Annotated in this window: 15 protein-coding genes; 10 read left to right on the top strand and 5 right to left on the bottom strand. The window is 57.1% G+C overall.

What is annotated here, in order from left to right; genetic code table 11:
• Positions 1-313 precede the first annotated feature (313 nt).
• The 4 genes from MRS74_RS09720 to MRS74_RS09735 all read left to right on the top strand — a co-directional run bounded on the left by MRS74_RS09720 (position 314) and on the right by MRS74_RS09735 (position 3,902).
• Positions 314-1,279, top strand: coding sequence for a porin (locus tag MRS74_RS09720; RefSeq protein WP_254580086.1), 966 nt, complete (start codon positions 314-316; stop codon positions 1,277-1,279).
• A 184-nt stretch (positions 1,280-1,463) separates the two neighbouring features.
• Positions 1,464-2,168 carry an MlaA family lipoprotein gene (locus MRS74_RS09725; RefSeq protein WP_254580087.1) on the top strand — a complete coding sequence of 235 codons (705 nt, stop codon included), beginning with the start codon at positions 1,464-1,466 and terminating at the stop codon, positions 2,166-2,168.
• A gap of 80 nt (positions 2,169-2,248) precedes the next feature.
• Positions 2,249-3,424, top strand: a complete 1,176-nt coding sequence (locus tag MRS74_RS09730; RefSeq protein ID WP_254580088.1) for a PP2C family protein-serine/threonine phosphatase — start codon at positions 2,249-2,251, stop codon at positions 3,422-3,424.
• Positions 3,417-3,902, top strand: coding sequence for an STAS domain-containing protein (locus MRS74_RS09735; RefSeq protein WP_254580089.1), 486 nt, complete (start codon positions 3,417-3,419; stop codon positions 3,900-3,902). Before MRS74_RS09730 ends, MRS74_RS09735 begins: the two co-directional genes overlap by 8 nt.
• A gap of 682 nt (positions 3,903-4,584) precedes the next feature.
• Here the strand turns inward: MRS74_RS09735 and tal are convergent.
• Both tal and dusA read right to left on the bottom strand, forming a co-directional pair.
• Entirely contained in the window at positions 4,585-5,538 is a 954-nt protein-coding gene (gene tal / locus MRS74_RS09740; protein WP_254580090.1) for a transaldolase, read from the bottom strand.
• A 26-nt stretch (positions 5,539-5,564) separates the two neighbouring features.
• Positions 5,565-6,581, bottom strand: a complete 1,017-nt coding sequence (gene dusA / locus MRS74_RS09745) for a tRNA dihydrouridine(20/20a) synthase DusA (protein ID WP_254580091.1) — start codon at positions 6,579-6,581, stop codon at positions 5,565-5,567.
• Positions 6,582-6,829: 248 nt separating this feature from the next.
• On the opposite strand from dusA, the gene MRS74_RS09750 reads away from it, so the two are divergent.
• Together MRS74_RS09750 and MRS74_RS09755 are read left to right on the top strand one after the other, a co-directional pair.
• Positions 6,830-8,617, top strand: coding sequence for a phosphoethanolamine transferase (locus MRS74_RS09750; RefSeq protein WP_254580092.1), 1,788 nt, complete (start codon positions 6,830-6,832; stop codon positions 8,615-8,617).
• Positions 8,617-8,994 carry a diacylglycerol kinase gene (locus tag MRS74_RS09755; RefSeq protein WP_254580093.1) on the top strand — a complete coding sequence of 126 codons (378 nt, stop codon included), beginning with the start codon at positions 8,617-8,619 and terminating at the stop codon, positions 8,992-8,994. The genes MRS74_RS09750 and MRS74_RS09755 overlap by 1 nt, the downstream gene beginning before the upstream one ends.
• Positions 8,995-9,096: 102 nt before the next feature.
• Here MRS74_RS09755 and speD read toward each other — a convergent pair whose 3' ends face one another.
• Positions 9,097-9,927 (bottom strand): adenosylmethionine decarboxylase, encoded by an 831-nt coding sequence (gene speD, locus MRS74_RS09760; protein WP_254580094.1) that lies wholly within the window; start codon positions 9,925-9,927, stop codon positions 9,097-9,099.
• A 494-nt stretch (positions 9,928-10,421) separates the two neighbouring features.
• The gene (locus MRS74_RS09765) at positions 10,422-10,670 is read right to left on the bottom strand and encodes a hypothetical protein (protein WP_067380078.1); all 249 of its coding nucleotides are present in this window, start codon (positions 10,668-10,670) and stop codon (positions 10,422-10,424) included.
• 165 nt (positions 10,671-10,835) lie between these two features.
• On the opposite strand from MRS74_RS09765, the gene pdxB reads away from it, so the two are divergent.
• The 4 genes from pdxB to MRS74_RS09785 all read left to right on the top strand — a co-directional run bounded on the left by pdxB (position 10,836) and on the right by MRS74_RS09785 (position 14,195).
• Positions 10,836-11,984, top strand: a complete 1,149-nt coding sequence (pdxB, locus tag MRS74_RS09770) for a 4-phosphoerythronate dehydrogenase PdxB (protein WP_254580095.1) — start codon at positions 10,836-10,838, stop codon at positions 11,982-11,984.
• A 42-nt stretch (positions 11,985-12,026) separates the two neighbouring features.
• Positions 12,027-12,728, top strand: a complete 702-nt coding sequence (locus MRS74_RS09775) for a flagellar brake protein (protein ID WP_254580096.1) — start codon at positions 12,027-12,029, stop codon at positions 12,726-12,728.
• Between the two features lie 64 nt (positions 12,729-12,792).
• Positions 12,793-13,905, top strand: a complete 1,113-nt coding sequence (locus MRS74_RS09780; RefSeq protein ID WP_254580097.1) for an ATP-NAD kinase family protein — start codon at positions 12,793-12,795, stop codon at positions 13,903-13,905.
• A gap of 89 nt (positions 13,906-13,994) precedes the next feature.
• Entirely contained in the window at positions 13,995-14,195 is a 201-nt protein-coding gene (locus MRS74_RS09785; RefSeq protein WP_254580098.1) for a hypothetical protein, read from the top strand.
• A 77-nt stretch (positions 14,196-14,272) separates the two neighbouring features.
• On the opposite strand, the gene htpX is transcribed toward MRS74_RS09785, so the two are convergent.
• On the bottom strand, positions 14,273-15,160 hold the full coding sequence (gene htpX, locus MRS74_RS09790) for a protease HtpX (RefSeq protein ID WP_254580099.1): 888 nt from the start codon (positions 15,158-15,160) through the stop codon (positions 14,273-14,275).
• Between the last annotated feature and the right edge of the window lie 80 nt (positions 15,161-15,240).

The following is a 15,240-nucleotide window of genomic DNA, read 5'->3' on the forward strand; positions in this document are numbered from 1 at the left end:
CGCAGGCGGGTATGCTGTAATGCTTGCGGTTTTGCTATTGTCTGGCAGTTGTAATTAGGGGTATCTGTATCGCTTTTCGAAAGTGAAACGGAGCCAGGCAAGGCCAAAGAATGTACTGGATCACTTTGCCTTTAGTTACAATTCGTATGTGACTATAAATAAGGTAGCCAGACAGAAAGGAAAAGAAATGAAAAAAATCCTTTCACTGGTTTGAAATATTTAGGATTTATAGTACTTTCCTAGAAGCACTTAGGTGCACTAAGAAAAACTAGAGTACACAACTAGTAAGTTGAATCATTGAAGGGGAATGTTGATGAAAAAGTCACTGATCGCTCTGGCTATCGCCGGTGCCATGACTGCTCCGATCGTCGCTCAGGCTGATGCCACTCTGTACGGTGGTGTTGAAACGCGTCTGAAGTTCGCTGAAGACAAAGATGCTGACCTGTACGTCGACAAGGCTGAAATGGGTGTTAAAGGCTCTTCCGACCTGGAAAATCTGGACGGCGTTCAAGCTACTTACCAGATCGAATTCCGTCTGGATGCCAACGGTACCGGTGATACTGCTGCAAATGGCAGCAATGTCAATGGCGACGTTATCATGCGTAAAGCCAACGTCGGCCTGGTTGGCGGCTTTGGTATTGTTCAGGTGGGTCGTCAGAACCGCCTGACTGAAGCCGGTGAAGGCTACACCGACATCATGATGTCGGCCGGCAACAACTTCATGAACAACGACCGTGTCGGTAATGCGTTGACCTACGTGACGCCGAATATGGCTGGTTTCGAAGCCTATGCTCAGCTGATCGTGGATGGTAGCGGCGACGACAACGAAGAAGATGTTGACGGCTACACCGTTGGCTTCAACTACGCGCTGATGGGCCTGGACCTGTCCGTTGGTTATTCTGAGCTGAATGGCAACTACACTGACGGTGTTGGTGTGGATACTGGTGCAGACGACGCTCAGCTGGTGGTAGTGGGTGCCGGTTACAGCATCGGTGATCTGGGCCTGGGCGCTACCTATGAGAAAGGTGAGCAGGGTTCAGCTGAAGACGAAATGTATGCTCTGGCCGCTACCTATGCGCTGGGCAACACTACGCTGAAAGCCGTTTACGGTGAAAACTTCAACGATGGTGGCGGTAACAACGACGAGCAGGCTTACGCTGTGCAGGCTGCCTACAAACTGGGCAAAAAGGCCGGTGTGAAAGCTGAGTACGCAGTTCTGGATCCGGATAACGCCTCCAGCACCGACACTGTTACTCTGAGCTACTACGTAAACTTCTAATCCGCCTGGCGTGATTGGTAGTACAGAAGGGTCCCCGCAAGGGGGCCCTTTTTCGTTTGGGTGAATGTTCGCCGGGTGGGCTGCGTGGCGGGGATGCTGTGCTGCATCTGGTTTGCGCGGGTGCGAAATGCTATAAAGAGCAGATGTTTGGGTGGTGTTGAGTTTAGTGAAGGAAGCATTGACGATGAAATCCTGCAAGGTTGCGATTCTTAGCGTAGCGCTGATTGGCGCGCCACTGGTTGCGGCCGAACAAGGCAAGGGCGGGTCTGCGGATCCGTGGGAAGGTTTTAACCGGACTGTGTTTGAGTTTAACGATGTGCTGGATCGTTATGCCCTCAAACCCGTTGCCCAGGGTTATCAGTATGTAACGCCCGATCTGGTTGAACGTGGCGTGTCGAATTTTTTTGGCAATCTGGGTGATGTACGTACCCTGGTTAACAACGCGCTGCAGTTGAAGCTGCATGATGCCGCCAGTGATGTCGCCCGCGTAACGCTTAATACCACCTTTGGTCTTGCGGGTGTGCTGGATCTGGCGACCCCGCTGGGGCTGGAAAAGCACAATGAGGATTTCGGTCAGACGCTGGGCTATTGGGGCGTGCCCAGTGGCAGTTATTTGGTGCTGCCGCTGTTTGGGCCCAGCACTGTGCGCGATGGCGTGGCGCTGGTACCGGACAGTTATCTGGACCCTGTGGGTGAAGTCGAGGATGTGCCGACGCGTAACAGCCTCTATGCAATGCGCCTGATCGATACCCGCGCTGAGTTGTTGAAGTCTGAAGGTTTGATCAGCGGCGATCGCTATCTTTTTATTCGCGATGCCTACCTGCAGCGTCGGGAATATCAGGTGAATGACGGCCAGATCAATGCACCTTTTGATGCTCAGGACTTCTGACCTTTGCGTTGCAACTTCAGGGTAATCGGCGTAGTGTGCAGGCTCATGAATATGTGGCTTTTTCTACCGCAGGCTACTCTATGAGTCCCCCCTGCCACCGGATTCTGCTGGTGGAGTCCGACACTCAGCTAATCGATCAGATCTTTGAACTCAGCGAGCAGGTCGAGCCTTTTCGCCTGCAGATACTCAGAGCCTCTGATGCTTTGGCGCTCGAAAGCCTGCTGGATCACTACGAGTTTTCGCTGGCTGTGGTCAATGTCCAGAGATTACCGGCGGATCTTGCCCTGCGCGACCTTTGTATCCGTTTGCATCCCAAGCCGGTTATTGCGCTGGTGCCTGAGCTCGATGCTTCCTATTTGCTCAGTGGGCTGCGTGCCGGTGCCAGTGACATCTATAGCTACCGCTGCTTGCAGTACGAAGCCCAGGCCTTTGTGGCGACGCTCTCCCGCCTGCTGAGTCGGGCGGCGCAGCTAGAGGCTGCAAACCTATACCGCGAGAGTCTTGAGCGCAGTCTTGATGAGCTGCGTTCGGACCAGATGGCGGCTCAGCAGGTGCAACAGAATCTGCTGCCGGCGAAGCTGCAAACCATCGGTGGCGTCAGTTTTGCCTATGATCTGACGCCGTCCCTGGTGCTGAGTGGCGACTTTGTCGATGTGGCGCCGCTGGATGATCATCTAACGCTGTTTTATCTGGCGGACGTTTCCGGCCATGGTGCCTCGTCGGCGCTGGTTACTGTGCTGCTCAAGAACATGACCAACCGCGTGCTGCGCGCCCACCATCGCGATACGCCGCTGTCTGAGCTATCCCCTGCCTCTACACTCTATCTGCTGAACCGTGAGCTGCTTGATACCGGTCTTGGCAAGCACTTTACGATTTTTGCCGGGATTCTGGATGCGCGCAATTCCGTGCTCAAGTACGCGGTGGGCGGCCATCACCCAATGCCGATTCTGAGTCAGGAGGGTGAGGCGCGCTTTCTGTCCGGTCGGGGCATGCCGGTGGGCCTGTTTGATGAGCCGTTTTTTGATGAGCACGAGCTGCACTTGGCCGATACGTTTTCACTAACGCTGTTCTCGGACGGTGTGCTCGAAGTCATGGTTAAAGAAGGCTCGCTGGAAAAGCGTGAGGAGCGGTTGCGCGCACTGGTGGCGGCGGGTGTGGTGCAACCTGATGATTTGCTGGACACTGTGCTCGGTACCGCCAGTTGTCCGGATGATATTGCTATTTTGACTTTGTTCCGGGACGCTTCTGATGCGTGAAGGCTCGATATTTTTTGCCCGCGAGGGCGACAGTTACGTATTGAAGTTTGTCGGCGAAGTGCGCCTCACGCTCTGTACGACCCTTGATCGCCACCTGGAGCAGGTGTTGGCCGGCGGGGGTGTCCGGCATATCTTGGTGGATCTGACCGAAACAGATAGCATTGACAGTACTTCGCTGGGGTTGATTGCCAAGCTGGCGGTGGGGGCTGGCCGCCTGTCTCTGGCAGCGCCGACCCTGGTGTCCACCAATGAAGATGTGACGCGCATTCTTTTTACCATGGGCTTTGAACGCATTTTTTTACTGCTGGATACCATGCCAACCAGCCTGGTCGATCTCAAGCGGCTGCCGTTTGTGCAGGAGTCAGAGGCGGCGGTACGTGACCGTATTATTGAAGCACACAAGGTTCTGATGAGTCTGAATGAGTCTAATCGGGATGCCTTTGTTGATCTGGTCTCTACGTTGGAGTGCCATCCCTGAGTCTGGGCGGGATTCTTGCCGGCCGGGCTTGCGTTTAGGAGTTTGTCCTATGGTATCTGTCGATAAAAGCTCTAGTATTGACTTTGTAAGCTGAGGTCACAGGGATAGGGCACGACGAAGGGATACGAACTCAATTACTCACTTCTCAGGGATTTGAGGGGTGACCGGCAAGGATGCTGGGCGAGGGCTTGATGGCAGGATGCCAAAGAGCCCTTTTTTTATGTCTGCAGTTTTATTTATCTCTGCTTTAAGCGCTTTGCGCTATTAACTTGACGGACAATTTAGTTCCCTTCCTATTTCACAGGTATATGCAGGAAGTACGGTCGCTTACTTTTGCTCCTGCACAGTAAGGTTTTCCGCCATTCCTGGCGGTCATGCGCGTATGAGGGCTCTTTAGTCCAAAAGGGTGGGTGCAGGTACGCGGATATATTGGTCTCTCTTGGTATATGGTGGCGTTCGCATTAGGCGGTCTCTCCTGCGAAAGGGCCAATGGCAAAGCATCCTTGCTTCATGTATTCACCCGGGTGAATTGTCTGATCTGCGCTGGTTTCTTTGGCCCGCTTGCGCCTCGGTTTTCTGATGTTTCCCATAGCCAGGCGCTCGCCCGACAGTCATCTTTTTTGCATCTATGTCTGGGCGAAAGTGCAGTAGTGTGCCCGCCGTCCTTGGCAGGTCAAGTGCGTCAGAGTGCCAGTAGCAGGTGCTCGAGCTTGATCTGGTCTGCTGTAAAGTTGCGAATACCTTCTGCCAGCTTGTCCGTTGCCATGGCGTCTTCGTTCATCTGCCAGCGATAGCTGCTTTGTGTCAGCCTGGTGTTGAGTTCCTGACTGCGGGCGCTCGCACGGCTCAGGCGTTGTGCCAGTGGTGCCTGGGTGGCGTCCAGCTCCTGCATCAGAGCCGGGCTAATGGTCAGGCGATCGCAGCCGGCCAGTGCCTGGATTTCGCCAATATTGCGAAAGCTTGCGCCCATTACAACGGTGCCGTAGTCGTGCTGCTTGTAGTGGTTGTAAATGCGTGTCACCGAAACCACGCCGGGATCGCGGTCGCCACCAAAGTCGGCGTCGGGTTGCTGGGCACGGTGCCAGTCGAGGATGCGGCCGACAAAGGGAGATATCAGGAATGCGCCTGCGTCAGCGCAGGCCTGGGCCTGGGCAAAGCCAAACAGCAGGGTGAGGTTGCAGTTGATGCCTTCGCGTTCCAGTATCTCGGCGGCGCGTATGCCTTCCCAGGTGGAGGCGATCTTGATCAGTATGCGATCGGCGCCGATGCCGGCGTCCTGGTACATGGCCATGAGCTTTTTGGCGCGGGCGACGGTGGCGTCCGTATCGAAGGACAGGCGGGCATCTACCTCGGTGGAGACGCGTCCGGGCACCAGCTTGAGGATTTCCAGCCCGATGAGAACCGCCAGCTTATCGGTCATGTTGCCGAGCTGCTGCTGATTGTCACCGCCAAGCTTCTGCGCCCAGCTGCGTGCCTGTTCCAGCAGGGGGCGATAGGCCGGGTTCTGGCCCGCCTTGAGCAGCAGTGAGGGGTTGGTGGTGGCGTCGACGGGTCTGAACTGGCGTATCGCCTCGATATCGCCGGTATCTGCCACAACACTGGTGAAGGCTTTCAACTGTTCCAGCTGGCTTTGCATGCTCTGTGTGTCCTATGTCGAAATAATTAGGCGGGTATCCGTTCCATTGCTTGCTTGAGCACCTCGGGGCCGGCACCGGGCTTGTGGGCGTTCTCGCTCAAATAGCGGCGGAATTGCTTGCCGCCGCGCTGGGCATGAAAGAGACCCAGAATATGGCGTGAAATGTGGCCCAGATTAACCCTGTCATCGAGCTCCTGCTCGCTGTAGCTGATCATGTGCTGCAATGCATCGAGGCGACTGATGGCATCGCCTGGCTCACCGTAAAGGCGGCTGTCCACATCGGCCAACAGGCTGTAGGGATTCTGGTAGGCTTCGCGCCCAACCATGACGCCATCAACGTGCTCAAGGTGCGTGTCGCATTCGTCGAGTGACTTGATGCCGCCATTGATAATGATCTCGAGTTCGGGAAAGGCTTGCTTGATACGGTAAACCCAGTCGTACTTCAGCGGCGGCACCTGGCGATTTTCCTTCGGGCTGAGGCCTTTCAAGATCGCCTTGCGCGCATGGATAATGAAAGTGCTGCAGCCTGAGGTGCGCACTATGTCGACAAAATGATGCAGCTCCTCGTAGCTGTCCATATCGTCAATACCCAGGCGGTGTTTAACTGTAACGGGTATCGATACTGCGCTTTGCATGCGCTCAAGGCATTCGGCCACCAGCTGTGGGTGGGCCATCAGACAGGCGCCAATCATGTTGTTCTGCACCCGGTCGCTGGGGCAGCCAACATTGAGGTTTACTTCGTCGTATCCATGCTCCTGTGCCATGCGGCTGCAGCGCGCCAGTGCATCCGGATCGCTGCCGCCAAGCTGCAGTGCTATGGGGTGCTCCGCATTCTGATAACGCAGAAAGCGTTCGCTGTCGCCGTGAATCAGGGCGCCGGTTGTCACCATTTCGGTGTACAGCAGCGCATTGCGGCTCAGCAGGCGATGAAAGTAGCGACAGTGGCGATCTGTCCAATCCATCATCGGCGCGACTGAGAAGCGGCGGTTGGGCGCCTGGCTGTTTATGCTGGAGGCTGGCTGGTGCTGGAGGCTGCTGGGCATGTTGTACAACTGAGGTCTGTGATCGGCGATGGAATTTGGCGGGCTTGATTATACACCAAGCACACAAGTGCAGGCGACTGGTGCGGTAGGTAGCGGCTAGCAGGGCGGCCTAATGGTGCGGCCAGAGGTTAAAATCGTTATTATTGGCGCCTGCGTTTCATTCAACCGCCGGTGGTATCCGTTTGGGTATCACCGTCATGCGAGTATCGAGCCCCGTTTAGCATCAAGCGTCCAGGTTTCAATCGGTTATGTTATTTTCGCGATTAATTATTACACCCTGGCATGCGCTCTGTCGGTGCGCTTCGCTGTTTCGCCGCTCCGCGCTGCTGCTCGCCTGGCTACTCTTGATCCTGCTGGATCTGTTTATGGTGCGCGATAGCGCCTGGCTGGTTGAAAACCTGTTCGGCAAGCGCTTTGCGGTAAATTTTGCCCTCAGCACGCTCATTTTCTGGTTGCTGCTGTACTGCGTGCGAGGTTTGCTGTGTCGCAGGCCCTGGTTTGGGTCTGTTGTACTCGTGCTGCTGGGCGCGGCCTGCTTTGCCCAGACATCTTACTTCAATGTCTATGGCAAATTTGTTACCGCATTTGATTTTCGTTTTTTTGCCGCCGATCCACTGCTGTCCCTGCAGCTGGGCGTGCAAACCGTTTCGCTTTGGCATTCGGTCTGGGTAACGGCGTCTGTTGTGTTAATTCTGCTACTGGTGATGTCGCTCGATGCTCGTCCGTCGTTACTGCGGCGCGGGCTTAGCGCTGCGCTGGCCTTACCGTTGTTTCTGCTGATCACATTGAACTGGTATGGCACCTCGAGCTTTCAGATGGCGCCGGTGGCCTATTTTGGCAGTCTTGTTAGTGCGTTAGAGGTGCAGGTCAAAGCGTTCGACCGGCCAGCTAAACCTGAGCTGTTGCAGCATGCCGCCAGGTTAGGCGCGCCTAATGTCATAGTGGTGATCGGCGAGTCGCTGAACCGGGATCACCTGGGTCTCTACGGCTATGGACGGGACACGACACCACAGCTGTCGGCGATGCTCCGGCGCGGCGAGATGCTGGCCATGCAAAATGCGGTGGGGGTATCGCCCCGTACCCTGACATCGGTGCCCTATATGCTTACCGGATTGCAGGGTGTGGACCCTCATGGTGTTATCTATAGCGTGCCCACCTTGTTCAATTACGCCAAGAGTGGCGGCTATCAGACGGCGCTGATTACGGCGCAGGATTTTCAGTGGCGTAACCTGGATCAGCTGTTCGTTGACGGTGATCTGGATCATTACGAGCAGGGCGTGAATTTCAGCGCCAATGTGTCGGTATCCGTGGGGGCTGATGACTTGCAGGTGCTGGAGCGGGGAATTCTGCCTTACATCGAGCGCGCGTCTGAGCGGGCAAAGCCCTTTATGCTGGTGACCCAGATGAGCGGCAGCCACACCCCCTTTGGTGCCCAGGTTCCGGCAGCCTATAAGATGTACCTGCCGGAAGGCGGTCCCAATAGCGTGAATGCCTATGATAATACGGTGCGCTATGCGGATCGGTATTTGTCGAGGCTGGTGGAGGAGGCGCGTCGTCTTGATTCCAATACCTGGGTGTTCTACGCCAGCGATCATGGCGAGCATGTGGATGACAAGGGCAGCCGCTTTCATGCCGATTTTCTTCCCGAAGTGATTCGCAACCCGCTGCTGGTGTTCCCGCCCACCGGTCAGGCAGCCAGGGTGAAGGCTGCGGTGGACGCGCCGGTCAGTGCGGCGGACATAGTGCCCAGCGTGCTGGAACTGATGGCGGTTACGCCTGTCACTGAGCTCGGTGGCGTGAGTTTGCTGCACCCGATAGATCCGCAGCGCATGCGCATCGTGACGGCCTATATGAGTACGCTGCACAACGACCCGCGGGCCGCGCTGGTGTTTCCTGATCAGTCCATCTACGACATTGATTTCAAGCGCGGCAGTGTGAAATTAAGTGATGGTGAAACACTGATTCGTTACGATGAGCTGGAATCTAAGTACCGGGGCTTGTTTGAGCCGCGACTTACCATGTCTGGAGAGGGATGATGTCCAACGAGAAAGTGACAGGGCCGGCGCGCTTTTATTATGCAACCTGCTACTCGATGAAGGGAATTCGCGCGGCCTTCGTTCATGAGCCGGCTTTTCGCTACGAGGTGTATGGGGCGCTGCTGCTGATACCGCTGTCGTTTTGGGTCGCCCAGACGGGAATCCAGCTCGGGCTGCTGATTGGCAGTTGTCTGCTGGTACTGATGGCCGAAGTGTTTAACAGTGCTATCGAGGCGGTAGTGGATCGGGCCGGGCTCGAAAGGCATGAGCTCGCCGGGCGCGCCAAGGATCTGGGGTCTGCGGGGGTGTTTTTTACGCTGCTGATCGTGATGCTGATCTGGGGTGGTGTGCTCTGGGACAATCTAGCCGCTGGCTGATGCCGGGTGCCTTTGACGGCGCTGTTTTAATTCAATAACGCTTTGTAGCAAAAAAGCAGGCGTCGGGTTATCCCGGCGCCTGCTTTTTTTCGTCGCCTGGGTTTAGACCAAACTCTGGCTGAACGGCATTTCCGGCAGGTTGCGCGCGTAGAATATTTCCCGCATCTCACGAAAGAGATTGTCGGTGATGGTGTTGATTTCTTCTTCGCTCATGCCCTGAGTGGTGGTGCCAAACAGGTACTGGTTGAGGTCGAAGTCGTTCAGCATCATCTTGGTGTGGAAGATGTTTTCCTGATAAACGTTCACATCCACCATCTGGTACAGATCACGGATATCGTCGCTCATGAAATTCTGGATTGAGTGAATATCATGGTCGATATAGTGCTTGATACCGTGAACGTCGCGGGTAAAGCCGCGTACGCGATAGTCGATTGTCACGATATCTGACTCGAGCTTGTGAATCAGGTAGTTCAGCGCCTTCAGCGGCGAAATTACCCCACAGGTAGATACCTCGATATCGGCACGGAAGGTGCAGATGCCGTTATCCGGATGGCTTTCCGGGTAGGTGTGTACGCAGATATGGCTCTTATCCAGGTGAGCCACGACGGAGTCCGGCTGCAGCGGGCCCGGTTTTTCCGATGTATCCACCATCAGCGAGTCTTTCAACGGCTCCTCCGATACCAGAATCGTCACGCTCGCGCCCTGGGGCTCGTAGTCCTGGCGAGCGACGTTCAGTACGTTGGCGCCGATGATGTCGCAGACCTCGGTCAGGATCTCGGTCAGGCGGTCCGCGTTGTATTGCTCATCAATGTACTCGATATATTCTGCTTTCTGCTCCGGAGTCCGGGTGTAACAGATATCGTAAATACAGAAACTCAGGCTTTTGGTGAGGTTGTTAAAGCCCTGCAGTTTGATCTTGCCACTGGGTGTCAACGATCAGGCCTCCAAAAAAATAACGCGCCTCTCGGGCGCGATGGACGAATAGCTATGGGGCTGGCCCCGGCAATGTGTCGTGATTGTAGTGCAACTGGGCGATCAGAAAAAGTCCATGGGGCGACAAATGTCATGCTGTACAAAAATCAGTCCGTGGGCAGAGCATATGCAGATTCGTTTTTCTGTTGTTGTAAATGGTTATCGTTTAGATTATCGTTTGTGTCGTTCGCACTTTGCTGGCAACTATCGGAGAGTATGCCGCTGTGCTGTCGGCTTCACAGGGCCCACCTTTGGCGGGGTGCGCTCAGTGACATTGCTTAATGTTCAAGGCTCTTATCACGCATATTGTGAATGCCGGCTCTGTCATGGGGCCGGCTTTTTTTATTGGCGCGGGTTTGGTGTCTGCTGGAAACGCAGTGGTATCGGAGTTGCTCGCAAAGCGCGCGCTTTAGAAAGGGTAGTGAGGCGGTAGGCAGTGCAGGGGGGCGGGAGGGCTAGTTAAAATCGAATCCTAGCTGCTCTTCGCTGCGGCCCGTGTGACGGTAGCCCAACTTGCGCTGCTGACGGGCGATGCTGCTGAGCAGGCGTCTGGCTTCCTTGTAGGAGTGCAATACGGTATGGGTCACTGTCGCTTCATTTGCGGCTCGATCACCCCAGCTCTGGCTTAGAATCCAGTCACCGACAAGGTCCTGATACAGGCGAACAATGAAGTATTCCTGCTCTTTTTGCCAGCGTACTATCAAGGGGCTTTTACCGTAACTCGATCGGGGGGAAAATGTTGCAGTGAATGCATACCCGTTTATGCGACAGACCCAGGCCCGCCGCGCCAGACCCCGCTGCAAGGTGCAGCGGGCGTAACGGCGCATTGAGCCCGAAACCATGGCATTTGTAAAGATCCGGAGTACAGATTGAAGTCCAGCCATCTGAATATTGTTGCCGACGAAAACATACCCGCGCTCCAGGCCCTGCTGGGGTCTGTTGGCACTATCCGAACCCTGCCGGGGCGCAGCATGACGGCGGCTGATCTGGCCGAGGCCGATGTACTGCTGGTGCGCTCCATTACCCGGGTCGACCGGTCTCTGCTTGAGGGTACGCCGGTGCGCTTTGTCGGCACGGCAACCATTGGCATGGACCATGTTGATCTGGCCTACCTGCGCGAGCAGGGCATAGCATTTAGCAGCGCGCCGGGCTGCAATGCCGATGCGGTGGTGGAGTATGTTCTGACCGTACTCTATAGCCTGGCGGCTGAGCAGGGTTTTGTGCTGCGGGACAAAACCGTTGGCATCATTGGCGTTGGCAATGTCGGGTCACGCCTGCAGCGTCGCCTGCAGCGTCTTGGCATCAAGCTGCTGCTCAATGATCCACCGCGTGCGTCCGAGGGGGGCGAGTCGTTCATCAGTCTGGATAGGTTGCTGGACGAAGCCGATATCCTCTGCCTGCACACGCCGCTGGTCACCACCGGGCCGCACCCCACGCAGCATCTGCTGGGTACTGCGCAGTTGGCGCGTCTGCGCCCGGGGGCTATTGTGCTGAACGCCGGTCGCGGCGCGGCCATCGACGGTGCGGCTTTGCTGCAGGTGGCGCTGCAGCGCCCGGATCTGACCCTGGTGCTGGATGTCTGGGAAAATGAACCTGCTATTGATGCTGCGCTTGTACCTGGCGTGCGCATCGGCTCGCCCCACATTGCCGGTTACAGCCTGGATGGCAAGATTCGCGGCACCTATATGCTGTATCAGGCGCTGTGTCGCCACCTTGGGCTGCCAGAAGCCGCCCCTCTGCAGGACTATCTGCCCGCAGCGTCAGTAGCTCGTGTAGAGGCGGGCCCGGGGCTGGCACCGCTTGAGCTGATGCGTCTGCTGTATGACCCCTACCGGGATGACCGAGCGCTGCGCGCGACCTTTGGCTTGCCACAGGCGCAGCGTGGAGCAGCATTTGACCGTCTGCGCAAGGAGTATCCGGTACGGCGGGAGTTCGACACCCTGACGGTTAGCGGCCAACTGGAGCCCGCTCTGGCCGAGGAGCTTGCGGCGCTCGGCTTCAGGGTGGAATTGTCGTAAGCTGTCGCGTTTTTAATGCGTCATGACAACGCCGGAACCTTAATGCCCAAGTCACTTGAACAGAGTGCCGACTCCCTGGATCTCGCGCAGTTGCGGCCGTTGCCGGGCGAACGCCTGCGGGTAGAAAGCCGCACGCCGCGCAGCCGCTTTGTATCAGAACTCATTGGCTACAGGGTTGATGGCAGCGTGCTGATTGCTGCGCCCCGGGCGGGTTCACTCGCGGCCAGTGTCAATCTGGGCTCGCCGGTGACTGTGCGGCTGATGGCAGGCAATCGCATTTGCGCCTTTACCAGCCGGTTGCTGCGCATTCAGTCGCAACCCTTTGGCTACTGGCACCTTGAGTACCCAGGCGAGGTGGAAGTGCGCCGCATCCGCAACTGCACCCGTGTCCCTGTGCGCCTGAAAATAGCGCTGGATACCGAGGATGATGCTGCAACGGCCCAGTCGGGTTTGCCCTGTTCGGCGCTCTGTACCGATATCAGCCTGCAGGGGGCCTGTTTCGAGACCCTGGGGATGATCGGCCAGCCGGGTGAGCGGCTGTTTGTGACCCTGCGCATTGCGCTGGCCGGTATCGACCAGGTTCTGCTGGTGCCGGTGCAGATCAGGAGTCAGCAGGCGCTGGCAACCGGGTTTCGCTACGGAGTGGAATTCTGCGATCTGGAGGAAGATAGCCGCGTGATGCTGGCAGGCTTTGTTTATCAGCAGTTGCTGCTCGAAACCGGCCATATAGACGCGGTTCTCTAAGGGAACTGGATGCTGCGGGCCGCCAAGTGTTCAATTATTCAATTTATCAAGTGCAGGAGGTCGAGTGTTTCGACTGGGATTGATCATCAACCCGCTGGCAGGCATTGGCGGCAGTGTGGCCCTCAAGGGCAGCGATGGTGCCGAAACCGCCCGTCTTGCGCTGGAACTCGGTGCTAAGCCGAAAGCCTGCGAGCGTGCGCTGCAGGCGTTGCTGCCGCTACAGGGACTGGAAGTCGAGGTGCTGACCTGGCCTGTGGAAATGGGGGCCGATGTGGCGATTAGCGCAGGTTTTGAGCCTCGGGTTCTGGGCCAGATCGAGTCGGGTCATACCGGGCCAGAGGACACGGAGCGCGCGGCGCTGGCGCTGGCGGCGGCCGGGGTTGATCTGATCCTGTTTGCTGGCGGCGATGGCACGGCGCGCAATATCTGCAATGTGTTGTCCGATCGGGTGCCGGTACTGGGGATTCCCGCCGGGGTGAAAATCCATTCTGGTGTCTACGCTGTTACACCCCGGGCGGCCGGTGAAATAGTTGCCATGCTGGTGCGCGGCGAGCTGGTGACGCTGGCGGATCAGGAAGTGCGGGATATCGACGAGGAGGCCTTTCGCCAGGGGCAGGTGCGTGCCAAGTACTATGGCGAGCTGCTGGTGCCCCAGGAGCACCGTTATCTGCAGCACGTGAAAAACGGCGCCCGTGAGGTTGAAGAACTGGTGCTGGCTGATATAGCCGCGGACATGGTGGAAGCCATGTTGCCCGGGGTGCGCTATGTTATGGGCTCTGGTACTACGGTGCAGGCGGTGATGCAGGAACTCGGGCTCGCCAATACGTTGCTGGGGGTGGATGTCATCGAGGATGCTCAGCTGATCGCCAGCGACTGTACTGCCGAGCAGTTGCTTACATTGACCGAGGGCCGGGACAGTCAGTTGGTGATTACGGTTATCGGTGGCCAGGGGCATATCATCGGGCGGGGCAATCAGCAGCTGAGCCCTGCGCTGCTGCGCCGTATCGGGCGTGACAACATCCATTTGCTGGCGTCCAAAACCAAGCTCAAGGCGCTGGAGGGGCGGCCCCTGATTGTCGACAGTGGAGATCCGCAGCTGGATGCCGCCTTCACAGGCCTGATGCGTATCACCACCGGTTACCACGATGCCGTGCTCTATCGGGTGGCGGATTGCTGAGTGGGCTTCTAACCTGAAGGGACGTAAGGGACGGTTGCCGGTGTATGCGGATGCGCGGCGATAGGTGTTCCCTCGCCCTGGAGGTGCTCATGTTTCCCGGTCTGTTCGGATTTGTGCTGCGATGGCTCGGGCTGGGCGAATGGCAAGTGCGTTCTCGCCTGAAACTGGTGCGCAACATCTGGATACTGTCGGGACTCTTTATGCTGTGGCTGGCGCAGCCTCCGCTGATGATGGCGGTGGCGCTCTTCAGTACCTGTCTGTCCTTTTGTGTGCTGGATGAAGGCGGCTGAGCGAGCCGCACAATGCAAAACGGGCGCCCTGGGGCGCCCGTTGCTGTATCTGCAGTGCAATATCCTTAGTGCGTGGCTTAGCGGCGATTCTGCAGAGCAGCGATGCGGTCATCCAGCGGCGGATGAGAAGACAGCAGTGCCATGAAACCCTGCTTCATGTGGCTGCTGATGCCAAAGGCGGTCAGCTGACCCTGCAGCTGGTCGGGTACACCATATTCGGACTTCAGGCGCTGCAGTGCGCCAATCATGGCGTGGGGGCTGGCAAGCGATGCGCCGGATTCATCGGCGCGGTATTCGCGGCGGCGCGAGAACCAGGCCACGATAACGGAGGCCACGATGCCAAACAGGATTTCAAACACAAAGGTGGTGATGTAGAAACCAATACCCGGGCGCGAATCGTCGCCATCACGGCGCAGGAAGGAATCCACGGCATAGGCGGCGATACGGGCGAAGAACATCACGAAGGTGTTGACCACGCCCTGTATCAGCGCCAGCGTGACCATGTCGCCGTTGGCTACATGGCCAATCTCATGGGCCAGTACGGCGCGGGTTTCTTCCTTGCGAAAGCGCTCCAGCAGACCCTGGCTGACAGCCACCAGGGCGGCATTCTTGTTCCAGCCGGTGGCGAAGGCGTTGGCCTGCTGAGCCGGGAAGATGCCGACCTCGGGCATACTGATGCCGGCCTTTTCCGACAGCTCGGCAACGGTGTCCAGCAGCCAGCGCTCCGCTTCGGTGCGCGGCTGGGTGATGATCTGGGTGCCGGTCGACATCTTGGCCATCATCTTGGAGAGCAATAGCGAAATAATGGATCCCGCGAAACCGAACACCGCACAGAAGGCCAGCAGCGAACTGAGGTTGAGCCCGGTCCCGCTGAGGTAATGCTCGACGCCCAGCAGGCTCAGCGTAATGCTGGCGACGAGCAGTACAGCGATGTTGGTGGCAAGAAACAGGACGATCCGCATCATGGTGTAAGTCTACCTGGTTGGGTGTTAGGCGATAAGATGTGGGCGAGGCGTTAAAGTTTCAATGAATTTGGCATTAAAAA

Origin of the sequence: Marinobacterium sedimentorum, assembly GCF_024267675.1 — a bacterium.
Lineage (GTDB): Bacteria > Pseudomonadota > Gammaproteobacteria > Pseudomonadales > Balneatricaceae > Marinobacterium_A > Marinobacterium_A sedimentorum.

What these genes read in the sequence shown, in the direction of transcription:
- MRS74_RS09720 (WP_254580086.1), top strand. Translation starts at nt 314, where the DNA reads ATGAAAAAGTCACTGATCGCTCTGGCTATCGCCGGTGCCATGACTGCT.
- MRS74_RS09725 (WP_254580087.1), top strand. Translation starts at nt 1,464, where the DNA reads ATGAAATCCTGCAAGGTTGCGATTCTTAGCGTAGCGCTGATTGGCGCG.
- MRS74_RS09730 (WP_254580088.1), top strand. Translation starts at nt 2,249, where the DNA reads ATGAGTCCCCCCTGCCACCGGATTCTGCTGGTGGAGTCCGACACTCAG.
- MRS74_RS09735 (WP_254580089.1), top strand. Translation starts at nt 3,417, where the DNA reads ATGCGTGAAGGCTCGATATTTTTTGCCCGCGAGGGCGACAGTTACGTA.
- tal (WP_254580090.1), bottom strand. Translation starts at nt 5,538, where the DNA reads ATGCAAAGCCAGCTGGAACAGTTGAAAGCCTTCACCAGTGTTGTGGCA.
- dusA (WP_254580091.1), bottom strand. Translation starts at nt 6,581, where the DNA reads ATGCCCAGCAGCCTCCAGCACCAGCCAGCCTCCAGCATAAACAGCCAG.
- MRS74_RS09750 (WP_254580092.1), top strand. Translation starts at nt 6,830, where the DNA reads ATGTTATTTTCGCGATTAATTATTACACCCTGGCATGCGCTCTGTCGG.
- MRS74_RS09755 (WP_254580093.1), top strand. Translation starts at nt 8,617, where the DNA reads ATGTCCAACGAGAAAGTGACAGGGCCGGCGCGCTTTTATTATGCAACC.
- MRS74_RS09775 (WP_254580096.1), top strand. Translation starts at nt 12,027, where the DNA reads ATGCCCAAGTCACTTGAACAGAGTGCCGACTCCCTGGATCTCGCGCAG.
- MRS74_RS09785 (WP_254580098.1), top strand. Translation starts at nt 13,995, where the DNA reads ATGTTTCCCGGTCTGTTCGGATTTGTGCTGCGATGGCTCGGGCTGGGC.
- htpX (WP_254580099.1), bottom strand. Translation starts at nt 15,160, where the DNA reads ATGATGCGGATCGTCCTGTTTCTTGCCACCAACATCGCTGTACTGCTC.